The sequence below is a fragment of the Verrucomicrobium spinosum DSM 4136 = JCM 18804 genome (genome assembly GCF_000172155.1).
Lineage (GTDB): Bacteria > Verrucomicrobiota > Verrucomicrobiia > Verrucomicrobiales > Verrucomicrobiaceae > Verrucomicrobium > Verrucomicrobium spinosum.
On sequence record NZ_ABIZ01000001.1, the window covers coordinates 1,950,852 to 1,971,630 of the forward strand.

A 20,779-nucleotide genomic window follows, 5' to 3' on the forward strand; every position below is an offset into this window, starting at 1 on the left:
CCATGAAAACGCCCTCTGTCCCCCACTTGCTCGCCAGGCGGTTCGAACCTCTCATCGAGGCGGAGCGCACGGTTCGTGGGTACAAGTTTCTGGCTGCGATGTGTGCTGTCGCGGTGGCGGCCCTGGCGCTTTTCTGGCTGGGGTTGCTGCCCCTGCCGGAGCTGCGCGGCTCCAGCCGCGTGATGGTGCCGCTCGCCGTGTACGCGGGGTTTGTGCTCTGCGCCGCCGGCGGTTGGTGGTGGATTTCCCGCCGCCCCGTGGACTTGCTGGAACTGGCGCGGGGGATCGAGGAAGAACATCCCGAGCTGCAGGCCGCGCTGCTCACGGCGCTGGAGAAGCCGGACGATGTGGCGCTTTCCCGCTATCTGCATGAGAAGGTGGTGAAGGATGCAGTGCGGCATGGGATCGCGCACGACTGGATGGGCAAACGCCGCCGCCAGCAGGTGCTGTGGTGGAAGAGTCTGGGCATGATCTCCCTGCTGGTGCTGGTAGGGATGCAGGCATTGATGCTGCTGCCCGGACTGCGCCCCACCCCTGTGGTGGCGCTGGCGCCGCCTGAAGTTCCCGCCGGGACCCCGGCGGCCAAGTTCGAGGTGGAGGTGCGCCCGGGCGATGTGGAGGTGGAGCGTGGGACGCGCCTGGTGGTGGAAGCCCGCTTCAAGGGCGGCGTGCCTTTAAATGCGGCCGTCGTGGTGAGCACGGATGCCGCTGGCGAACAGGAACTCCAGCGTGTGCCGATGAAGGCGGGAGTTGAAGCCTCGGCCTTCGGTGGAGTGATCACCAAGGTGGAGAAGGACTGCTTCTACCGGGTGGCCTATGGAGAGCAGTCGTCCCCCGCGTTTCGCATCACCACCTATGTTCACCCCGAGCTGGTGCAGTCGGATGCGGTCATCACGCCGCCAGCCTACTCGGGCCAGCCGGTGAAGGATGTGAAAAAGACGCAAAACGTCACCGCACTGGAAGGCTCCCAGGTGAAGTTTCGCATCAAGGTGAACAAGCCTGTGGCCCAGGCAGAGCTCTATGGCGAAGACAAGAAGAGTGTGCCCTTGGTGCCTGCGAAGGATGATCCCCTGGTGCTGGAAGGCACGATGACGCCCGAAGCGACCCAGAAGTACCGGTTGCATCTGGTGGATGCTCAGGAACGCTCCAACAAGCAGCCGCCATGGTTCAAGGTAAATATTCTGTCCGACCAGCCGCCGAAGGTGGAGATCGTCTTCCCGAAGCGGGATCTGGCGGTTTCACCCATTCAGGAAATGCCGCTTGAGGTGAAGGTGTGGGACGATCTGGGCGTGCGTCGTGCCGGGGCAGTTTTCATGCTCGGGGACCAGGAGCGCGAGGTGCTGCTGGCGGGTGACAAGCTGGAGGGCAAGAAGCACCACGAGCTCAAGACCTTGATGGAGATGGAGGCGTTAAAGGCCGAGCCGCGGCAGTTGCTCTCCTACTATGTGTGGGCAGAAGACGCGGCCCCAGGCGGCCAGATACGGCGCACGCAGAGTGACATGTTCTTTGCCGAGGTACGGCACTTTGAAGACATCTTCCGTGAAGGGGAGCCTCCCCCAGGAGGAGAGGGGGGCGAAGGCGGCGGCTCGCCCGCCACCAAGCTGGGCAAGCTGCAGAAGGAGGTGCTCAATGCCACCTGGAAGGTGGTCCGGACCGCAGGCACGGGGAAGAAATTTGACCAGCTGGAGAAGGACATGGGCGTGCTCCATGAATCCCAGGATATTGCGCGTCAGCAGGCGGAGGAGGCCATTGGCGAGGCGGAGGACGAGGAAGTGAAGGCGGCTCTGACGGATGCCCACAAGGCCATGCAGGAGGCGGTGAAGACGCTGCACCAGGGCATTGAGAAGAAGGATCTCCAGGCCAATACGACGGCCCTGACTCCGGAGCGTCGGGCTCTGGAGGCTTTGAATCGCGCGCAGAGCCGGGAGCATCGCGTGATGCGCAATCAACAGCAGCAGTCCTCGGGTGCCTCCAGCCAGTCGGAGGAGCGCCAGTTGATGCAGCTTGAACTCAAGCAGCAGGAGAAGCGGTACGAGGAAGAAAAAGCAGCGGGTGAGGAGAAGACCGCAGCGCAGCAGGAAAATCTGCAAGTGCTGGCCCGTCTGAAGGAACTGGCCCGGCGGCAGGAGGCGCTGGCGGAGAAAATCAAGGAGGTGGAGAATCAACTCCAGCAGGCCAAGACCGAGGGGCAGAAGCAGGAACTGGAACAGCAGCTCAAGCGGTTGCAGGAAGAACAAGAACAGCTCCTCAAGGATCTGGATGACCTGAAGGAACGCATGGACCGCCCTGAGAACCAGGCCAACATGGCCCAGGAGCGGGAGCAACTGGACCAGGCCCGCGAACAGGTGCGGGAGGCGGCTGATCAACTGGCGCAACAACAGACTGGCAGTGCCGCCAGTGCGGCCACCAAGGCCCAGGAAAATCTTGAGAAGGTGCGCGATGAATTTCGTGAGCGCACGGCCCGCCGGTTCGCGGAGGAGATGAAACAACTCAAGCAGGAAACGGCGGACCTCGCCAGCCAGCAGGAAAAACTGGCGGAGCAGATTGCCGGGCAGGCTGCTCCCCAGGACCAGAACAAGGGGAAAGGCAGGGAGTCCAAAGATCAGGTGGATGAGCTCAAGGAACGTCTCCAGGCCAACCAGGTGTCGAGGCAGGCCGAGACCCAGCGGGAATCTCTGGAGAAGCTGATGGAGCAGATGCGCCAGTTGAGCGAGCAGGCGGAGCCTTCCGAGCCTCTCCTTTCCACCGCGTTACATGATGCCATGCGCAAGGCCCACTCAGCGGGCATTGAGGACGCCCTGGGCGAGGCCCGTGACCAGGTGCAGTATGGGCGCATGGCCGATGCTCAGGCTCAAGAGCGCAAGGCCGCCAAAGGCATCGAGGACCTGAAACAAAGCGTGGACAAGGCCGCTGAAAGCGTGCTGGGCAGTGAGACCGAATCCCTGAGGATGGCCCGCGCAGAACTGGACAAGCTGCTGGAAGAAGCCTCCCGTGATGCCAACCGGGGCGAACCGGCGCCACAGAAGGAAGGCCTGGCTCAGGGCGAAGCGAAGCAGGCGGAAGGAAATAACTCGAAGACAGCCCAGGCGGGGAAGGCCGGGGAGCAAGCCGGCCAGAAAGAAGGGGATGGCACCTCTACCGGCAAGGAGCAGGAGAAAGGTCAGCCCGGCCAGGGGAAGGGCCAGGAAGAATCCAAGGAGCCCTCGAAAGAAGGTGGCACGGCGCAGGCCCAGCCCGGTGAGCAGGGCAAGCAGCCAGGGGCTGGCCAACAACCTGGAGATCAGCCAGGGCAGGGGCAAGAGAAAGGTGGCCAGCCAGGGCAGGGGCAGCCGCAGGGTGAGGGTCAGGGCAAGGGGCAGCAAATGACGGCTAATGAGCAAGGAGAGGGGCAGGGCCAGGGCCAGCAGCCCGGCCAACGACCAAGTCAAACTCCCGGTCAAGGGCAACAACCAGGTCAGGGCAAGGGGCAGCAAGGTCAACAGGGGCAGAATCCCGGACAGGGACAAATGGCCGGAACTGAAGGCAGCCAGGGTCAAGGACAAGGGCAGGGCCAAGGCCAAGGTCAGCGTGCCGGTCAGCCCGGGCAGGTGGCGGAGGGATCGCCACGCGGTGGCAACCGCCGGGGAGGCGGTGCTGCGGGTGGCGGGGGAGGTGAGTCCACGGCTGGCGATTCCGGCGGTGGTGGTGACGAGTGGTTTTTTGACCAGCCGGAAGAACTGGCCAACGACAGCGCGATCACGGGTGCCAACTACGAAGGCTGGGCCGATCGTTTGCGCCGTGTCGAGGAGGCTCTTTCCTCCCAGGAGCTGCGCGAGCAGGCGGCCCGGGTGCAGGACAATGCCCGCAATTTGAGAGTGGACTCCCGCCGCAACGATCTGCCTCCGCAGAGCGATCAGGTGCGCATGCAGATTGTTCAGCCGCTGGCCGAGCTGCGGGACCGGGTGATGGAGGAGCTGGCCCGCAAGGAGTCCGCCAATCCGCTGGCTCCGCTGGACCGGGATCCGGTGCCGCACCGCTTTCGCGAGCAGGTGCGCCGTTATTACACTGAACTCGGGGGAGGCAATTGATTCACACGAGCATGGAGCACAAGGGCTGGGTCTGGCAGGGTTGGGAAGGCGTCTGGCCGTGGGTGGCCGGGGGCGTTGCGTTGGCGGCACTCGTGGCGCTGGTGTACAGCTACCGGCAGGCCACGACGCATCCGTCGCGGAAGCTGGCCGGCTGGATGTGCAAGCTCGCCGTCTTCGCTCTCCTGCTTCTGGCATTGCTGGAGCCCATGTCCGTGACCCAGACGGCCAAGAAGGGCGAGAACGATGTCCTGATTCTGGCGGACGACAGCGCGAGTCTGGCCTTGAAAGACCCGGCTACGGGGAGGCCCGTCGGCATGATTCCGGGAGTGGAGGCAGGGGCGGTCCCTCCTGCGGGATGGTGGAAACAACTTGAAGTTGTCTTTCGCGTGCAGGCGTTTTCATTCGACGACCGGCTGCATGACCGGGCAGATCTCTCGACCCGGAGCTTCGGAGCCACCCGATCTGCCCTGGTGACGAGTCTGGAGGCGCTGCTCAAGCGGTTTGAAAAACAACCCGTGGCCGCCGTCGTGGTCTTCACCGATGGCAATGCGACGGACGCAGCGAAGCTGGAGACGCTGCTGGCCTCCAAACCGGGAGTGCCGGTCTTTCCGGTGATGCAGGGCTTTAAAGAAGCCCCCCGTGATCTGGCCCTGCAGAGCGTGGATGTCACCCAGACGCCATTTGAAGACTCTCCGGTGGCCGTGAGCGCCCGTGTCTCGGCCCAGGGTTTCGACAAGGAGGAGCTCAGTCTGGTGATCCGTGATGAGGCGGGAAAGGTCGTGGTGACGGAAAAACACCAGCTTCCTGCCGGGGCGGTGGATCATGTCTTTCAGGCCCGGTTCCGTCCGGCTAAGACTGGGCTTTCCTTTTATACCGTGACCGTGGTTCGCTTGGCAGCGGCGGGTTCGCTGGATGACGAGGGCAAGCTTGCCACCGCGTCAGGGGAGACCACGCTGGAGAACAACCGTCGCACCATCGCCGTGGACCGGAAGACTGGCCCCTACCGGGTGCTCTATGTGGGCGGGCGCCCGAACTGGGAATACAAGTTCATGCGCCGGGCGCTGGAGCTGGACAATGAGGTGAAACTGGTGAGCCTCATTCGCATGGCCCGCCGGGAGCCCAAGTTCCAGTGGCGCGGCCGGGAGGGGGAGACGTCGAACCCGCTCTTCCGCGGCTTCAGTGGCGAGGGCCAGGAGGAGGCCCAGCGGTATGACCAGCCTGTGCTGGTCCGGCTGGGCATCAGCGACAAAAAGGAGCTGGCTGACGGGTTTCCGCGAACCCCGGAGGAGCTGTTCGGTTCTTTCCGTGCCGTCATCCTGGACGACGTGGAGGCAGATTTCTTCACCCAGGAGCAGATGGATCTGCTGGAGAAGTTTGTGAGTGTGCGCGGCGGCAGCCTGCTCATGCTCGGTGGGCAGGAAAGCTTCCGCCTGGGCAAGTATGATCACACCCCGGTGGGGCGGATGTTGCCGGTCTATCTGGATGCGGCGGGTGCCGGGCCGGCTGGACTGGTGCAGGATGCCGCGTTCAACCTCACCCGGGAAGGCTGGCTGGAGCCGTGGATGCGCCTGCGCAGTGTGGAGGGGGATGAGGAGAGCCGACTGGCCAACATGCCCGGCTTCTTCTCCGTGAACCAGACGACGGCGATCAAGCCTGGGGCCAGTGTGCTGGCGACGGTCACGGACGGTTCAAGGAAAACTCATCCCGCCTGGGTGGTGCAGCGCTACGGCAACGGCCGGGTGGCCGCGGTGATGGTGGGGGATGTGTGGCGGTGGGGCATGCGCGACCCCGAGTCTCACGCGGATATGGACAAGGCCTGGCGCCAGATGATGCGCTGGCTGGTGGTGGATGTGACGGACCGGGTGGATCTGGCAGTGCCAGTGACGGCGGGGGGCTCCCATGAACTGGTGACGCCTCAAGTGCGGGTGCGGGACAAGGCCTTCCGACCCCAGGATGATGCGAGCGTGAAGGTGGAGATCGTTGAACCGGACGGCACCAAACTCAATCTTGCGGCCGACCCTTCGAGCGCAGAGGCGGGGATGTTTGAAGCTGCCTCCCATGCCAGCCGGGCCGGGGCCTACCGGGTGAAGACGACCGTGCAGGACAGCACCGGTGCCGTGGTGGGCGAAACCACGACGGGATGGGCGCTCAATCCGGCGGCCGCAGAATTTGCCTCGCTCACCCCCAACCGTCCACTGCTGGAAAAAATCGCCCAATGGTCGGGCGGTCGCGTTTTGCAACCTGACGAACTCGCGGCGTGGGCTGCGGAACTGCCCCAGTCGGCCATGCCGATGATGGAGATTCGCAGTGAGCCCCTCTGGAATCAATGGTGGCTGCTCCTGCTGGTTGTGGCCCTGCTGGGCACCGAATGGTGGCTGCGCCGCCGCCAGGGCTGGAGATAACGATAGAGGTTTCTGAAAAGATCGATGAAACGACTTTTGCCATTTCTGATGACTGCTGCTGTGGGAACCCTCGTGGCTGCCGAACCTGTGCCTCCGCCGAGAGATCTGCGGGTGCTGGTGGTGATGGGGTCGGAAGGCGCGGCGGAATACAAGCCGAGATTTGAAAAAGAAGCCGAGTCCTGGCAGAAGGCCTGCGAGAAGGCCCGCGTGGCTTGTGAGGTGGTTGGCACAGCCTCAGAGAGCAAGGACAAGCCGGACTTGAGTTTGATGAAACAATGGGTGGAGGCCGCCGCCCAGCAACCGGAGCAGCCGGTCTGGGTGGTGCTGATCGGACACGGCACCTTTGACGGTCGCGAGGCGAAGTTCAACCTGCGGGGACCCGATCTCACCCCGCAGGAGCTGGCGACCTGGATGAAGCCGCTTGTGGGTGAGGTGGCCGTGATCCAGACCGCCTCCTCCAGCGCCCCCTTCTTGAAGTCCCTGGCGGGACCCAAGCGGGTGTTGATCAGCGCCACCAAGAGCGCGGACGAGGTGTTCTACACCCGCTTTGGCCAGTTCTTTGCCGAGGCTGTGAGTGGCTCTCGCGAGCCGGATCTTGACCAAGACGGGCAGGTGTCTCTGCTGGAGGCGTTCTTATGGGCTTCCAAGCAGGTGGACCGCTTCTTTGCGACTGAGGGAAGACTGGCCACAGAGCATGCGTTGCTGGAGGACAACGGTGACGGAGTCGGCAGCCGTGCCGATTCGTTTGACGGCCTGCGTGCCGCCAAGGCTCCACCGGAAGGCAAGACGGCTGATGGACAGGTGGCGAAGCAATGGAGCCTCCTCCTGAGTCCCGATGATGCGTTGATGACCGAGGAAGTGCGGAAACACCGGGACGAACTGGAGCGCAGCGTTGAAGCGTTGAGAGCAAAGAAAGGGACGATGGCCGCGGATGCTTATTATGCGGAATTGGAGAAGCTGCTGCTGGAGATCGCGAAGATCTATGAGACGGCGGGGGATAGTTGATGGGGGCGGACGTCGATGCTGCGGGATTTGATCGTTCAAACTTTATATTGCTCAGGCCGCGTTACGCCAGATCGACTGAGCAAACTAAAGTTTGTACTACGAACAGCTTCGCGCCAGCACACAGGCTGACGGCGGCAACAATGGCAGGATGAGTTATTTCATCTGCCGGTGCGGAGGGAGAGGCGGTTGTAGTTGTCGACGTAAGGAGAACAGACCAAATGGCGCGCATTTTGGGGGGGCACCAAGGAACCACCTTGAGGCGGCCGCCCCAGATCGAAGCTGATCCCCAGCGGGGATCTCTAACACAGCCCAACGTTGGACGAGCCCTAAGCGAGTCAACGTTGGGTACCCCCGCGGAGGACGATCAGGTGGGAAGGCCGACCGCATCTGCTTTCTCCCCACCGCCGTCAACACCCCCACGTCAGTCGGACCTGATGTCATGCGCTGACTGACGTTCGCGGCAAGATGCCGCAAACAGCACGCAGGATGCGTGCGCTCCCCGAGCTTCCCTGGCACAGGCCATCTGAAGCCTGTCAGTCTATGCTTCACCACCCCAGGTTCCTTGGCAGGCACTAACTGAAGCATCTGCCGTATAATCCCCTGATAAGTCGTCCGTCCGCCCAACATCCCGCTTCCAATCGTTCCAGCGAATGACCAATGGTTCTAGCCGTCACAAGGGGTGCCAAAGCGGCGGTTCCCGCGCACTCCAAAGATGCTTCGCATCCAGGTGGAAGGGTGCTTTTCGTCATGAGATGGCGGTTCAGCGTCTGATGTCGGAGGCCTGCCGGTATGGAAAAATTCCCAGAACTCTCAACGTCGGGCTTGTAGCCGCATCCTCTTCGAGGAAGAGCTTCACTCCGGCGTCGGTTCATTGTCGGTACTTAAATTCCCCAACAGCTCCCCGCACAACCACAGCATCCGCGGCAGATGAAACGGCCCTTTCCACAAATTCCCCTTCAGCCGCACTGACGGCGTGCCATCCCGGTGCAGGTAGCCATACCACTCACCATGCTCAGCATCGGGAAAGTTGGCGAAGCTCCAGTCATGCACCTTCTGGTGCCAGCGGGCGTATCTGGGCTCTCCTGTTGCCTGCCATGCCATCAGGGTGGCGATCATCGCCTCGCAATGGGGCCACCAGAATTTCATGTCGTGCCAGTACTCCTGCACCGGCAGTCTGCGCAGATCGCGGAAATAGAAGAGGCCGCCGTGTTCCTCGTCCCAACCGCGTTCCCACATGCAGTCCAAAATCTGGAGCCCCAGTTGCACGCGCGTTTGGTGATTTCGCAGGCGGCCTTCATGCAGGATAAACCAGGCGCACTCGATGGCATGACCGGGGTTCAGCGTGCGGCCGTCAAAGTGATCGATGATGCTGCCATCCGGAGCGACCGTTTCCATCAATACCGCAAGATCCGGCTTGAAGAACAGACTCTCAATCGTGCCAATGAAGTGATCGATCCATTCTGAAAGCGTACGGCCGGAGATTGACTGATCCCCCAGATTCGCCCGCAACTCCTGCGCGGTGGCGATGCCGATCATGAGCGGGCCGATGCCGATCATGGGACGAGTCTCGGGATTGACCTTGGGCGTGACCGCGCCGGGCTCAAAAGCATGGTGCAGGTAGCTGGCGAAGTCACTCTTTGCGGCGGAGGCCGAGGCGTCGCTGCCGGTGGCGCGGGCCAGAGCGGCGTGGGCGATGGCGGCGAACGACTCGCTGAAGGCGTAGCGGCGCATGCGGAGCGGTTGGCCATCCCGCGTGGTCGTGAAGTACATCTTGCCCCGGTCGCTGGCGCTGTAGCCGTAACGGTCCAGAAAGCCCACGCAGGAGATCGCCGCATCGAGCCATTCCTGACGAGGTTCGAGGGAATGATACAACGTCGCGAACATCCAGGCGGCCCGGCCCTGGAACCAGATGCTCTTGTCCGTGTCCAGGATGCTGCCGTCTCGATCCAGGGAGGTGATGATGCCTCCATGTTCATGATCGAGACCGTGGTTCAGCCAGAAAGGCAGAACATCTTGAGTCAAGGTCCGTCGATAGAGCTCGCGGAGGTGCACCCGATGAGCCGGGTCAGCCAGGGTGGGGGTGCTCATGGCGCGGGGGCTGCGGTGATCCAGCCCAACTCAAATCTCGCGAGCCGGATGACTTCGTAGGCGCCTTTCTCGCCCGTCTCATAGAGGCAGCCCACCCGGCCGTCAGGCAGCCGGGCGAGGATGGAATACGCAAACCATCCGGGTTCGAGGAGCCTCTTTGTGGACCAGGTCTTTCCGTCGTCCTTGCTCACATGCACAGTGCCCCGGTGACGTTGTTTGGCGCTGTCAGGTCCGGAGTAGAGGAGGTGCGCGGCATCATAACGGAGGAGGGACGCGGCACATGGAGGGGCGCGGAGCTGCGGCACTTCATACACATCAGACCAGGTCGCTCCGCCATCCCGGCTGACCGCTGCTTTCCGGCAGTCGGAGGTGCGGTGCTCATCTCGCGTGTTGAGCATGACGCTGCCATCAGACAACTCTGCCATCTGCACTTCGTTGACGCGGCTCACCATTTGTCCCTTGGCGTTGGGGGCGGTGGCTCCCGGCGCGTTGTTGCCCATCTGCCAGGTTTTCCCGCCATCGTCACTGTACACCGCATACACGTTCCACTGACCAGCGGGGCCTTCATTGAATGGGATGACAAGCCGCCCGGCGTGAGCCCCCGCCCTGAGCTGGATGCCGATGCCCGGTCCGCTGGCCAGAGTCGTGACCTTTTCAGCGCGTTTCGTGGCGGCGGTGACGTCCTGCGGTGCAGACCAGGTGGCTCCGTCATCCATAGAGGTCGTGAGCAGGTTTTTCACCACCGCCTCGCCCGTGACCCCGGTTTGCAGCCCCTTGTTGAATTCGGAGAGTCCCGCTGGATAGCGCTGGAACATGACGAACACCCGCCCGGTCCGGGCATCCTGCACCGGCACGGGATTGTTCAACGAATGATCGCCGTCATCCTGCACCAACTGCAGGGGCGTCCAAGTCGAGCCGCCATCGGTGCTGCGCTTGAGGATGATGTCATTGGCCGACTGATCGCCCAAGGTTCGCCTGCCTTCGGCAAATGCCAGCAGCGTGCCCTTTTGCGTGACCAGCAGGGCGGGGATGCGAATGCCGCCGTACCCGCTTTCACCCTTCGTAAAGACGTCAATGTGATCCGGATCCGCAGCGTCTATACTTCTCTGCATTAAGAATTCGGGATTTCAAAGAGCTGGAAGTTTTCAGTTACCAAGGATTGCAGATATCTGCGATTGGCTTCGCTCAGTGAGTCAAGATACTCATCGATTGCCGCCCTGAAGAGCGCAAAGCTCTCAAAGTACTTGTTTCTCAAGCATCGAGTCTTCACCAGTCGCCACACCCGCTCGATAAGATTCAAATTCGGTGAGTAGGGTGGCAGGTAGAGTAGCTCTATGCCAAGCCCTTCAGCCACCTCCCCCACCAGCCGGCTTCTTTGATACCGAGCGTTGTCCATCACCAGGGTTATGGGCTCGTTTCCATAGGTTTCGTATATCTTGGTGATCAAGTCACACACCACCTGCTCATTGATCGAGTCCGTGGTGCGAATGCTGACAAAATCATGATCGCGGGTCTCCACGGCTCCCAGCACGTTGTAACGTTGCCGCCCACTGGCGCTGGGTACGAAGATCCGGGTGAAAGACCAGATCATGCCCAAAAACGAACCCAGCACAAAATGGGCGGCATCAACGAAAAAAACCCGCCTTCGCCCCTGCTGAGCCTCGTCCAGGCGGGGCAGCAACTCTTCATGAAGGAACTCAAATTGCAGTTGCACATCTGCTCCCCCGGGCACCGCGGCGGTCTTGCGAAACTTCAAGCCCAAGCCGATCATGATCCTCCTGGCCTGGGCGTCGGAGAGCCGGATGCCGCTGATTTGCTCGATTCTGGCAGCACCTTCACCTGAGGTGGCGACCGGATCTTGCTCAAAAGACTTGGCAATGTGCTCCAGCCATGGAGCAACACTGCTGGTGGGCCTGTAATAGCGGTCCTCCAAGAGCCCGGCCAACCCGCCATCACGGTAGAGCTTGAGATAGTTGGTGACGGTGTCCTCGCAGAGGCTGAGCGCCTGGGCAATGGCCTGATGTGGGACCTTGAGATGATGCAGCCGCACCGTCATCAACCGGTGGCGGGTCCGCAGGTCAATCTCTGGATCGTCGAGTTCTTCGGCAATAGCTTCAAGGTCTTCGCTGCACAAATCAATCTTGATCATGTGTCTATAGTACTTCCATCGAACCTACTAGCAACCACATAACAACCGAATCCGAAATCTTCATGCAGAGAAGTATAGTCGCCCGATGGCGAACACGACGACGCAGGCAAATCTTGAAAGCAGGGGGAAGCGCATGGGACAACATAGTATCTCCTGAGGCCATCGGGGAAGTTCGGCCTGCTTGTCTTACTCCCATACAGGTAGAAGGATCAAAATGATGTCTTCGACTTGAAGCCTGCGGCGACTGCGGCGAAAGCTGCAGCGCTCCGGTCCCCCAAAAATGGAAACCTTCCTCCACTGCCTGATTTCAGGCTTCCAGCACATCGTGCCGGAAGGGCCGGACCACGTCTTGTTCGTGCTGGGGCTCTTTCTGATGTGCCGGGAGATTGGGGCCTTGCTTTGGCAGGTCACTCTTTTCACCCTGGCTCATTCTCTCACGCTTGCCCTGGCGCTCTGTGGTCTGGTGACCCTCCCGGATCGCCCGGTAGAGATCCTGATCGCCCTGAGCATCGCCTTCATCGCGGTGGAAAATCTCGTTTTGAGAGATTTGAGCCGTTGGCGACCGCTGGTAGTGGTCGTGTTTGGTCTGGTCCACGGATTCGGGTTTGCCGGCGCTTTTGTGGAGTCAGGAATCCCTCTGAATGATCCGCTGGTGGCAGTGCTGGGCCTGAACCTGGGGGTGGAACTGGGACAGCTAGCGGTTCTGGCTGTGGCATTTGCGTTATTCGGCCAGTTTTGGGAGCGCGGCTGGTATCGGAGGGCGGTCACTGTTCCTGGCTCGCTGGCCATTGGAGCTCTGGGGTTAACCTGGGCTGTCATGCGAATGTCCGCCTGAGCACAGTCTCACGCTGCCGCATGGTAAAGGTTTGCAAAACGCTTGGATGCCCATATTTTGCCGGGCGATGCGTCCCAAAAACGTCCTTTTGACCCTCTCCGTACTGTGGCTGATGCTTGGTCTGCCGCTGGCTTCTTTGCAGGCCCAGTCACCCGGGGGCGGCCAGCCTGGATCGACCGCTCCAGTGATCACTTCGTCGGCACCGGGTACGAGTCCTCCGGGCGCGCAGCCGTCCGCTCTGGACGGCGGGATCGGCAATATCAAACACAAAATGGGGTTGTTGTTTTACCCCATGGTGTTGCTCTCGCTTTTCACGCTGGCGCTCATCTTCTTCAATGGGTTCACCATCCGTCAAAATGCCGTGGTGAGCGATGCCTTCATGAACTCGGCGGACGCCCTGATCCGCAAACAGGACTACTTGGGCCTGCTGGCCGTCTGCAACCGCCGCAATGAGTGTGTGGCCCGCGTGACGGCCAAGGCCCTGGATTTTGCCACGAAGAACCCGACTGCGAGCTTCGATGAAGTGCGGGAAGTGACCGAGGCGGAAGGCAGCCGTCAGGCGAGTTTGATCCTCCAGCGCATCTCCTACCTGGGTGATGTGGGCTCCATCGCCCCCATGATGGGGCTGCTGGGCACGGTTTTCGGTCTGATCACGTCCTTCAACCAGATCTCTCACACCCAGTTCGCGGGCAGCCAGGCCGTGGGCGTGGCTACCGGGGTGTATGAAGCTCTCTTCTGTACGGCGGCAGGTCTCATCATCGGCATTCCCGCTCTCATGATCTACGCCATGCTGCGCGGCAAGGCCCAGCGCCTTGTGTCGGAACTGGAGTCTGCCAGCACCCATCTCATGGCCCTGCTTTCCGCCCAGTACAAGCGGGCGGCTCGCGCCGCTGCATCCCGCTCGGCTGCTGCCTCCGCCGGGCATGGAGCTCATACGGAGATTCCCGCGCTCTGACCAGCTTCCTGGCTCGGCCGGGCTCATCCCCGTGCAGGTTCTGTAACAAACGAGGTGACTTGAAGCCTGGTGCCGCCTGCGGTGCCCCCAAAAAGGATCGAACGCATGAAATTTCGCAACGTCAGCAAGATTGAGCCCATTCCGCTACAGTTGGCTCCCCTGATCGACATCCTTTTGCTCCTTCTCCTGTTCTTCATTATCACGATGAATTTCGCCAAGCAGGAGACGGAAATCGAGATCGCTGTGCCTGCTGCTGAGGAGGGCAAGGAGAACACTGATCGAACCTACGGAGAGATCGTGATCAATGTCAAAAAGGACGGCACCATCCTCATGGAGGGGCAGACGCTGACGGCAGAACAGCTCCTGACTAAACTCAAATTGATCGCGAGCATCCAGAAGGATCAGGCCGTGATCCTGCGCAGTGACGAGAATAGTCTCTACAAGTTCACCATTAATGTTTTGGATGTTTGCCAGAAAGCAGGCATTTGGAACGTGTCTTTTGCGACGCGACCACCAGAATCTGATGCACCGGGCGGTGCGCCGCCGTCGGCACCGGCCCCCTCGGCAGCTGCCTCCACCGCCTTGTAGCGCGCGTAAATTTCCAGAATTTTCATGAAAGCCCCAGCCCTGGTACGTTCCACCGGTCTTGTCATTGCCAGCCTCGCCATGGGGGTGGGAATGGGCTCGACGGGATTCCAAGCCACCGCGTTGGGGCAGGCGGTGCCACGTGCTGTTCCCGTTGCGGAGCCGGCTGCTCCCCGAGCCATCCCGGTGGAGACACCCCAGGCACCCCCCAGAGCCACGCCTGCGGTAGATCCAGGCAGAGTGCCCGGACCAGATGAGGACCTGTACGACTATGCGACGCTGACCTACAACCAGCAGGACTACAAGCTGGCCATCAAGCCCTACACGGACTACGTGACGACCTACCCGCTGGGTCGCCATGGGGCCGAGGCCTGGTTCCGTCTGGGTGAATGCTACTACAAGACCAAGCAGAACGACGACGCCAAGCGCTGCTACAATGAGGTGCTGACCCGTTTCCCGCGCACCGACAGCGCGGGCTTGGCGGCCTACCGCATGGGCATGTTCTCCTACAACGCGAAGGACTACGCCAAAGGGGCCACCTACTTCGAAATCGCGGAGAAGCTGGGCACCAATGTGGACTTCAAGCTGGGTTCCGTCTTCAACAAGGCGCTCTGCTACAAGTACTCCAATCAGAAGGAAAAGGCGCTGACGGCTTTCAAGGTGGTGGCCGGAGTGAAGGGCGGCGATTTGCAAAATCGTGAGTTTGCCCTTCAAGAAGTGGCCTTGGGCTCCACCGAGCTGGGCAAAAAGGAAGATGCCATCGCCGCCTATCTGGAGATCATCGGTGACGCCAAGGATGACAAGGTATTGGGCGACGCCCTGATCCGCTCCGGCCTGCTCTACAACGAGACGAACAAGCCGGCGCAGGCGCTCAAGAACTTCGAACGCTCCCTGGCGCTGAAGGACCTGCCATCTGACAAGAAGGGGATTGCCGTGTATGGCCTGATTCAAGGAAACTATGTCAAGGGCGACTACGACGGGGCCATCGACACTTACACGAAGAATGCCACCGTGGTGGCGCCCGAGGATCTCCAGGGCAAGATGCTGCTCATCGTGGGCAATGCCTACAAGAACAAGCAGATGTACCGCCAGGCGGTGGACACCTTCCTGGTGATCGAGAAGAACCATCCCGACACGAAGGAGGCCCTCGAGGCCGGCTATCAGAAGCTGGTGTGTTTCTTCCAGCTGAACGACAAGGACATGCCCACCTTCGCGGAGCGGTTCGAGGAACGCTACGCGGCGAAGTTCCCGGGGCATGAGTACCTTCTGATGTCCCGCCTCATCCGGGCAGACTGGTGGTTCAGCAAGGCCGAATACGTGCAGGCGGCCGCCGCGTTTGCGGGGTTGGACGTGAGCAAAGTGCCAAACAAGGTGCGTGCCACGGTGATTTACAAGAAGGGTTTTGCCGAGGCGGAGGCGGGCAAGTACACGGATGCCGTGAACACCCTGACGATGTTCATCCAGGAGTTTCCCAAGGATGCCAACCTGCCGGTGGCACTCGCCCAGCGCGGGATTGCTTTCAAGGGCATTCCGTCCTTCGACAAGGCGCTGGCGGACTTCACGGTGATCATCAAGGACTTCCGCGGGCATCCGGCGCTGGAAATGGCCTACTATCAGAGCGGTGACATCAAGTCCCGCTTGCGTGATCTGCCGGGGATGATCGCAGACTTTGAGACGCTGGTGAAGACATTCCCGGCAACTCCGGCAGCAGCCGAGTGCTGGTATCGTATCGGTCGCGGATACTTCGATCTCAAGACGCGCGAAGGTTATGGCAAGGCCTTGGAGCCCCTGCGCAAGGCGATTGAGCTGGACCCCAAGAAGTATCTTGATGAGGCAAGCCAGTTGCTCATCTCCTGCCAGACGCTGCGCGAAGACGTGGACGGTGTTTCCAAGGAGATTGACAAGTACTTTGAGGCGCGTGAGACGGCGAGCGTCTCCCCGGCCATCCTGGCCTGGTTGGGGGAACGCTACTTCAAGCGGGACAACTTCAAAGCTGCTGCCAAGTACCTGGTGAAGGCGACCACGCCTGACAATCCATCCGGCACCCAGGGCATTGTCTGGAACTACCTCGGCATGGCCGAACTGGAGAATGGCAACTACGACGCTTCCATCCGTGCTCTCGACTTCTACCTCGCGCAGACTCCCGAAGGGGCGAGCAGGGCCAAGGCGCTGCTCACCAAAGGCCATGCCCTGCTGGGCAAGAAGAGCCTGGACGAGGCCGATGCCTGTGCCATTGAAGGCCTGCAGATCATGAAGGAAGGCCGCCTGCATGCCCAGTTGCAGTTGCTGCAGGGGGATGTCTTCATGGCACGTGGTGAAGTGGCTGCCCCCACAGGTGATCTCGACGGTGCCAAGGCCGCCTGGCAGAAGGCTGCGGGTAACTACGTCGTGGTAAGCCAGGTTTTTGTCGATCCCGAGATCACTCCGGAAGCCGCTCACAAGGCGGCTGATGCTCTGGACAAGCTGGGGCAAAAAGACAAGGCGAATTCCCTGAGAGAGCAGATCAAAACCAAGTACCCGAACTTCGTGCCGAAGGGCCGGATCAAGGACAAGGAAGTGTAAGGGTGGGGGGAGCTGCGGGCAGGAGTCGCTTGCCTGTAGTGTGTTGGTGGCGAGAGTTGTCGTGAAAGACCCTGCTCGGCTTTGTCATGGCGCTTCCTCACAAGGTCCACCAAAGCGGCGATGCTCGCCGCAGTCCCAAAAGCGCTGCGCGCTCAGGTGTTGTGCGAGGTGGGCAAGAGGGCGGGTCCTGAGGGCTTGCGATGCCGGAGGGTGAAGGACGAGCTGCGATCGCTGAACGTTCACCACCTGGCGACGAAGTCGCTTTGGAGTGCGCGCGAGAATCGCCGCTTTTGGGAGACCTTTTGAGGTTCGAGCATCGAAAGTCATGAGCGGAGGATCACTGTCGCGAGCTTGTACCTGCAACCCCACGCTGAAAAAAAGCCCCCATCCGCACCAAGGCGAATGAGGGCTTCGAAGTCTGATACTTGAGAACGACGACCTAGCTTGAGAGATAGGCTTCGTCCTTGATGTTCTTGTGGAAGTCATCGCCCTGCACCGTCGCCTGCACGTAGCCGGCGCGGATGACGAAGTCACCGAAGTGCTCTCCCTCGTTTCGCTCCGTGGCGTAGCGTTTCAAGATGGGGGCCAGTACGGCTTGAATATCCTCTGCGGCCACGTCCTGACGATACAGCTTGCTCAGACGCTGGCCCGCATGACCACCGCCCAGATACAGATTGTAGCGATCTGGACCGCGACCCACGAAGCCGATCTCCGAGATGAAGGGGCGGCCGCAACCGTTTGGGCAGCCGGTCATGCGAATCGTGATTGAGTCATGACGCAGGCCCACATCTTCCAATGTCTCCTCCAGAGTGGTGAGCACATCCGGCAGATAGCGCTCGGCTTCTGCAAGGGCGAGGGCGCATGTTGGCAGAGACACGCAAGCGATGGAGGCGAGGCGGAGGGCGCTGCGCTCATGGCTCTGGTGCATGCCGTACTTCTCGAGCAGGGCTTCCACCTCAGCGCGCTTCTTGGCGGAGATGTTGGCGATCTGAAGGTTCTGGTTTGCCGTCAGGCGGAAGTCGCCGTCGTGGATCTTGGCGATCTCGCGCAGTCCCGTGCGCATGGGGTAGCCGGGGGTGTCCAGTACGCGCCCACCCTGCACGAAGAGGGTGTAGTGGAAGTTGCCACGCTCATCCTCGACCCAGCCGTAGCGGTCCCCATTGTCCTTGAACTCATACGGACGCACGGGTTCGAGGTCGTACCCGAGGTATTTGTTCAGCTCGGAAAGGAACCACTCCGGGCTGCGGTCTTGAATCGTGTATTTCAGGCGGGAGTGCTTGCGGTCGGTGCGGTCACCGAAGTCGCGCTGCACCAGCACCACTTTTTCCGCCACGTCCACCACCTTGTCAGCGGGGCAGTAGCCGATCACGTCAGCGATGCGTGGGAAGGTGGCCTCGTTGCCATGGGTCATGCCCATGCCTCCGCCGACGGCGACGTTGTAGCCGACCAGCCTGCCTTCTTCCACGATGGCAATGAATGAAAGGTCGTTGGCGAAGATGTCCACATCGTTGCTCGGGGGCACGGCGATGGTGATCTTGAACTTGCGGGGGAGATAGGTCTTCCCGTAGATGGGTTCTTCATCCTCCTCGCTGCTCTTCACCTTTTCACCGTCCAGCCAGATCTCGTGATAGGCCCCCGTCTGGGGTGTCAGGTGGGTGGAGATGTCGCGGGCGGCCTTGATCACTTCCTCATGCACGCTGGAGAGGAAGGGGTTGGGGTTGCACATCACGTTGCGATTCACGTCACCGCATGCCGCGATGGTGTCCATGGCCGCGTCATTGATCTCCTTGATCGTGCGCTTCAGGTTGGTCTTGATGATCCCGTGAAGCTGGAAGGCCTGGCGGGTGGTCAGCTTGATCGTGCCGTTCGCATAGGCATCGGCCATGCGATCGGTCTCAAGCCACTGGTGCGGGGTGGACACGCCACCGGGCACGCGAATGCGGAGCATGAACGAATAAGCCTTCTCCAGACGGTGCTTGCGGCGGTCCGGGCGCAGGTCACGGTCATCCTGCTGATAGCTGCCGTGGAACTTGATGAGCTGCTGGTCGTCTTCGGAGAGGGAGCCGGTGGAAAGGTCGGCCAGACCCTCCGCGATGGTGCCGCGCAGGTAGTTGGAGCGGGTTTTGATGCCTTCGTTGGCGGACAGTTTCTTTTCAGACATTGGCGTAGATGCCGCAGGTTGGCGGGAAGGGGTTGGAAAGAGCGGCGGGGTTGGGTGTTAGGAAATAAGACTTGGCTGGGCGGTCCTCAGTACACGTCGCGCTGGTAGCGCTTCGTCTTTTTCAAATCCTCCACATAGGCCTCGGCGGCCTCGCGGGATTTGCCGCCCTCCGTGGCGACCACGGAGATGAGGGCCTCGTGCACATCGTTGGCCATGCGGGCGGCATCACCGCAGACATAGAAGTGGGCACCGTCCTGAAGCCAGGCATAAAGCTCCTTGCTGCGCTCCAGCATGCGGTTCTGGACATACACCTTCTCGGGTTGGTCACGGGAGAAGGCGACATCCAGTTTGGAGAGGGCACCGCTCTTCAGGTGTTCCTGCCACTCCACCTGGTAGAGGAAGTCATAGGTGTAGCGCTGGTCGCCAAAGAACAGCCAGGACTTGCCGCCCTGACCAAGGGCACCGCGGTGCTCTACGAACGCGCGGAAAGGGGCAACGCCCGTGCCAGGGCCGACCATGATCACCGGCACGTCCGAGGAGGCGGGCAGGCGGAAGTTTTTGTTCTGGTGGTTGTACACAGCCACCTTGTCACCCTTGTTCACCAGATCGGCGAGGTAAGTGGAAGCAACTCCCTTGCGGCTCACGCCATGCGCATCATAACGCACTGAGGCGACGGTGAGGTGCACTTCGCCAGGGTGGGCGAGAGGGCTGGAGGCGATGGAGTAGAGACGCGGGGGCAGCTTCCGGAAGATGGAAACCAGGTCCGCAGCGGAGAGGCCCTTTGGGGCATAGTCCGCGATCGCGTCGGCGATCCAGCGTCCCCAGAGGTAATCCTTGAACTTGTCCTTGGCATCTTCGCTCAGCAGGGTGGCCAGCTTTTTGGACTTCGTCAGTGCCTGTAGCTTGGTCAGCACAGGGCGGGACAGCGCCGTGATGTCAAAGTCTTCGCGCAGAGCGTCGGACAACGGCTTGCTGCCCGAGCCGTTGAGGGAGACATCTTCGCTACCGCTGAGCTTGGCGGCCTTCAGGATGCCCTGCACCAGGTCCGGGGCGTTCACGGGGATCACCGCCAGTGCGTCACCGGGTTCATAGACCAGGCCGGAGCCGTCCAGAGAGATCTCGTAGTGCCAGGTTTCCTTGGAGGTGCCTTTGCCATTCAGCAGCACACGTTCCAGGAGTTCCCCACCGAAGGGGTTCTTCTTCCCGTAGGCGACGCTGGCAGGCGCTGCGGATGCTGAGCCTCCGGCCGCGACCGGGGCCTGCGCAGAGGGCGCGAGGGCACGAAGGGCGGCAAGCGCCGCCTCCAGCCAGGTGCGGTGATTTTCCTCATAGTCCACGTCGCAATCCTGACGAGGGGAAACGCGGGTGGCTCCGAAACCGGCCAAGCGGGCGTCAATATCCTTGCCAGTCTGGCAGAAGCGTTCGTACGAGGTGTCGCCCAGGGCGCATACGGAGTAGTGCAGCTTCGGAAGGGCCAGAGTCTGGCCCATCAGCGCCTTGTAGAAGGAGGTGGCGGATTCCGGAGGATCCCCGTCGCCCCACGTGCTCACGATCACCAGGAGGTTCTCGATCTTGGCCAGGTCTGCCGGAGCGATGTCCGACATGTTTTTCACGGTGGCCTGGAAGCCGTGTTTTTTGGCCTCCTTGGCGGAGAGATCGGCGAGCTTCTCGGAGTTCCCGGATTCCGTCCCGTACAGAATGGTCAGTTTCACTGCCGTGGCGGGTGCCGCCGCAGCGGGCACTGCTTCTCCGGCAGAGAGGTAACCACCGAGCCAAAAACGTTGCGCGGGGGAAAAACTGGCGATCAGGCTTTCGATGGACCGACGTTGGTCGGGGGAGAAGGGCGAGTGCTCGGGAAGCATTTCAGGGATGAAGTTCACTGGGATGAAGGGAACCCAACGAAGCTGCAAGTACGTTGGACCGCAAGTTTAGTCCTGAATTGCGACCGCGCAAGGAGTAATTCCAAATTC

The 20,779-nt window shown here is 61.3% G+C and carries 12 protein-coding genes; 7 read left to right on the plus strand and 5 right to left on the minus strand.

Translation table 11 applies throughout. The features are described 5' to 3' along the window. Positions 1-2: 2 nt before the first annotated feature. The 3 genes from VSP_RS07620 to VSP_RS07630 are packed head-to-tail and all read left to right on the plus strand — an operon-like array spanning position 3 to position 7,474. Positions 3-4,067, plus strand: coding sequence for a DUF4175 family protein (locus VSP_RS07620; RefSeq protein ID WP_009959807.1), 4,065 nt, complete (start codon positions 3-5; stop codon positions 4,065-4,067). 11 nt (positions 4,068-4,078) lie between these two features. Then, positions 4,079-6,469, plus strand: a complete 2,391-nt coding sequence (locus VSP_RS34420) for a hypothetical protein (RefSeq protein ID WP_009959808.1) — start codon at positions 4,079-4,081, stop codon at positions 6,467-6,469. 48 nt (positions 6,470-6,517) lie between these two features. Continuing rightward, on the plus strand, positions 6,518-7,474 hold the full coding sequence (locus VSP_RS07630) for a hypothetical protein (protein WP_009959809.1): 957 nt from the start codon (positions 6,518-6,520) through the stop codon (positions 7,472-7,474). Positions 7,475-8,326: 852 nt separating this feature from the next. Here the strand turns inward: VSP_RS07630 and VSP_RS07635 are convergent. From VSP_RS07635 to VSP_RS07645, 3 genes are read right to left on the minus strand one after another with little or no spacing between them, the layout of a single operon-like run. Continuing rightward, positions 8,327-9,562 (minus strand): AGE family epimerase/isomerase, encoded by a 1,236-nt coding sequence (locus VSP_RS07635; RefSeq protein ID WP_009959810.1) that lies wholly within the window; start codon positions 9,560-9,562, stop codon positions 8,327-8,329. Then, positions 9,559-10,674 carry a sialidase family protein gene (locus VSP_RS34425; protein WP_009959812.1) on the minus strand — a complete coding sequence of 372 codons (1,116 nt, stop codon included), beginning with the start codon at positions 10,672-10,674 and terminating at the stop codon, positions 9,559-9,561. The genes VSP_RS07635 and VSP_RS34425 overlap by 4 nt, the downstream gene beginning before the upstream one ends. Next, positions 10,674-11,711, minus strand: a complete 1,038-nt coding sequence (locus VSP_RS07645) for an IS630-like element ISVsp12 family transposase (protein WP_009959040.1) — start codon at positions 11,709-11,711, stop codon at positions 10,674-10,676. Before VSP_RS07645 ends, VSP_RS34425 begins: the two co-directional genes overlap by 1 nt. Before the next feature lie 280 nt (positions 11,712-11,991). Here VSP_RS07645 and VSP_RS34430 point away from each other — a divergent pair, with 280 nt between their 5' ends. The 4 genes from VSP_RS34430 (at position 11,992) to VSP_RS07665 (ending at position 16,648) form a co-directional block, all read left to right on the plus strand. Continuing rightward, complete coding sequence (locus VSP_RS34430; protein ID WP_009959813.1) at positions 11,992-12,546, plus strand: HupE/UreJ family protein; 555 nt, start codon at positions 11,992-11,994, stop codon at positions 12,544-12,546. A gap of 67 nt (positions 12,547-12,613) precedes the next feature. Beyond that, entirely contained in the window at positions 12,614-13,501 is an 888-nt protein-coding gene (locus tag VSP_RS34435; RefSeq protein ID WP_009959814.1) for a MotA/TolQ/ExbB proton channel family protein, read from the plus strand. Between the two features lie 105 nt (positions 13,502-13,606). Beyond that, the gene (locus tag VSP_RS34440; protein ID WP_009959815.1) at positions 13,607-14,089 is read left to right on the plus strand and encodes an ExbD/TolR family protein; all 483 of its coding nucleotides are present in this window, start codon (positions 13,607-13,609) and stop codon (positions 14,087-14,089) included. A gap of 24 nt (positions 14,090-14,113) precedes the next feature. Then, positions 14,114-16,648, plus strand: coding sequence for a tetratricopeptide repeat protein (locus VSP_RS07665; RefSeq protein WP_009959816.1), 2,535 nt, complete (start codon positions 14,114-14,116; stop codon positions 16,646-16,648). A 439-nt stretch (positions 16,649-17,087) separates the two neighbouring features. On the opposite strand, the gene VSP_RS07675 is transcribed toward VSP_RS07665, so the two are convergent. Both VSP_RS07675 and VSP_RS07680 read right to left on the minus strand, forming a co-directional pair. Beyond that, positions 17,088-18,809, minus strand: coding sequence for an NADPH-dependent assimilatory sulfite reductase hemoprotein subunit (locus VSP_RS07675; protein ID WP_009959818.1), 1,722 nt, complete (start codon positions 18,807-18,809; stop codon positions 17,088-17,090). Positions 18,810-18,895: 86 nt separating this feature from the next. Next, a complete protein-coding gene (locus tag VSP_RS07680; protein WP_029190263.1) occupies positions 18,896-20,671 on the minus strand; it encodes an assimilatory sulfite reductase (NADPH) flavoprotein subunit in 1,776 nt (591 codons plus the stop codon). Positions 20,672-20,779: the final 108 nt, after the last annotated feature.

What these genes read in the sequence shown, in the direction of transcription:
- VSP_RS07645 (WP_009959040.1), bottom strand. Translation starts at nt 11,711, where the DNA reads ATGATCAAGATTGATTTGTGCAGCGAAGACCTTGAAGCTATTGCCGAA.
- VSP_RS34440 (WP_009959815.1), top strand. Translation starts at nt 13,607, where the DNA reads ATGAAATTTCGCAACGTCAGCAAGATTGAGCCCATTCCGCTACAGTTG.
- VSP_RS07675 (WP_009959818.1), bottom strand. Translation starts at nt 18,809, where the DNA reads ATGTCTGAAAAGAAACTGTCCGCCAACGAAGGCATCAAAACCCGCTCC.
- VSP_RS34425 (WP_009959812.1), bottom strand. Translation starts at nt 10,674, where the DNA reads ATGCAGAGAAGTATAGACGCTGCGGATCCGGATCACATTGACGTCTTT.
- VSP_RS07630 (WP_009959809.1), top strand. Translation starts at nt 6,518, where the DNA reads ATGACTGCTGCTGTGGGAACCCTCGTGGCTGCCGAACCTGTGCCTCCG.
- VSP_RS07635 (WP_009959810.1), bottom strand. Translation starts at nt 9,562, where the DNA reads ATGAGCACCCCCACCCTGGCTGACCCGGCTCATCGGGTGCACCTCCGC.
- VSP_RS07665 (WP_009959816.1), top strand. Translation starts at nt 14,114, where the DNA reads ATGAAAGCCCCAGCCCTGGTACGTTCCACCGGTCTTGTCATTGCCAGC.
- VSP_RS34420 (WP_009959808.1), top strand. Translation starts at nt 4,079, where the DNA reads ATGGAGCACAAGGGCTGGGTCTGGCAGGGTTGGGAAGGCGTCTGGCCG.
- VSP_RS34430 (WP_009959813.1), top strand. Translation starts at nt 11,992, where the DNA reads ATGGAAACCTTCCTCCACTGCCTGATTTCAGGCTTCCAGCACATCGTG.
- VSP_RS34435 (WP_009959814.1), top strand. Translation starts at nt 12,614, where the DNA reads ATGCGTCCCAAAAACGTCCTTTTGACCCTCTCCGTACTGTGGCTGATG.
- VSP_RS07620 (WP_009959807.1), top strand. Translation starts at nt 3, where the DNA reads ATGAAAACGCCCTCTGTCCCCCACTTGCTCGCCAGGCGGTTCGAACCT.
- VSP_RS07680 (WP_029190263.1), bottom strand. Translation starts at nt 20,671, where the DNA reads ATGCTTCCCGAGCACTCGCCCTTCTCCCCCGACCAACGTCGGTCCATC.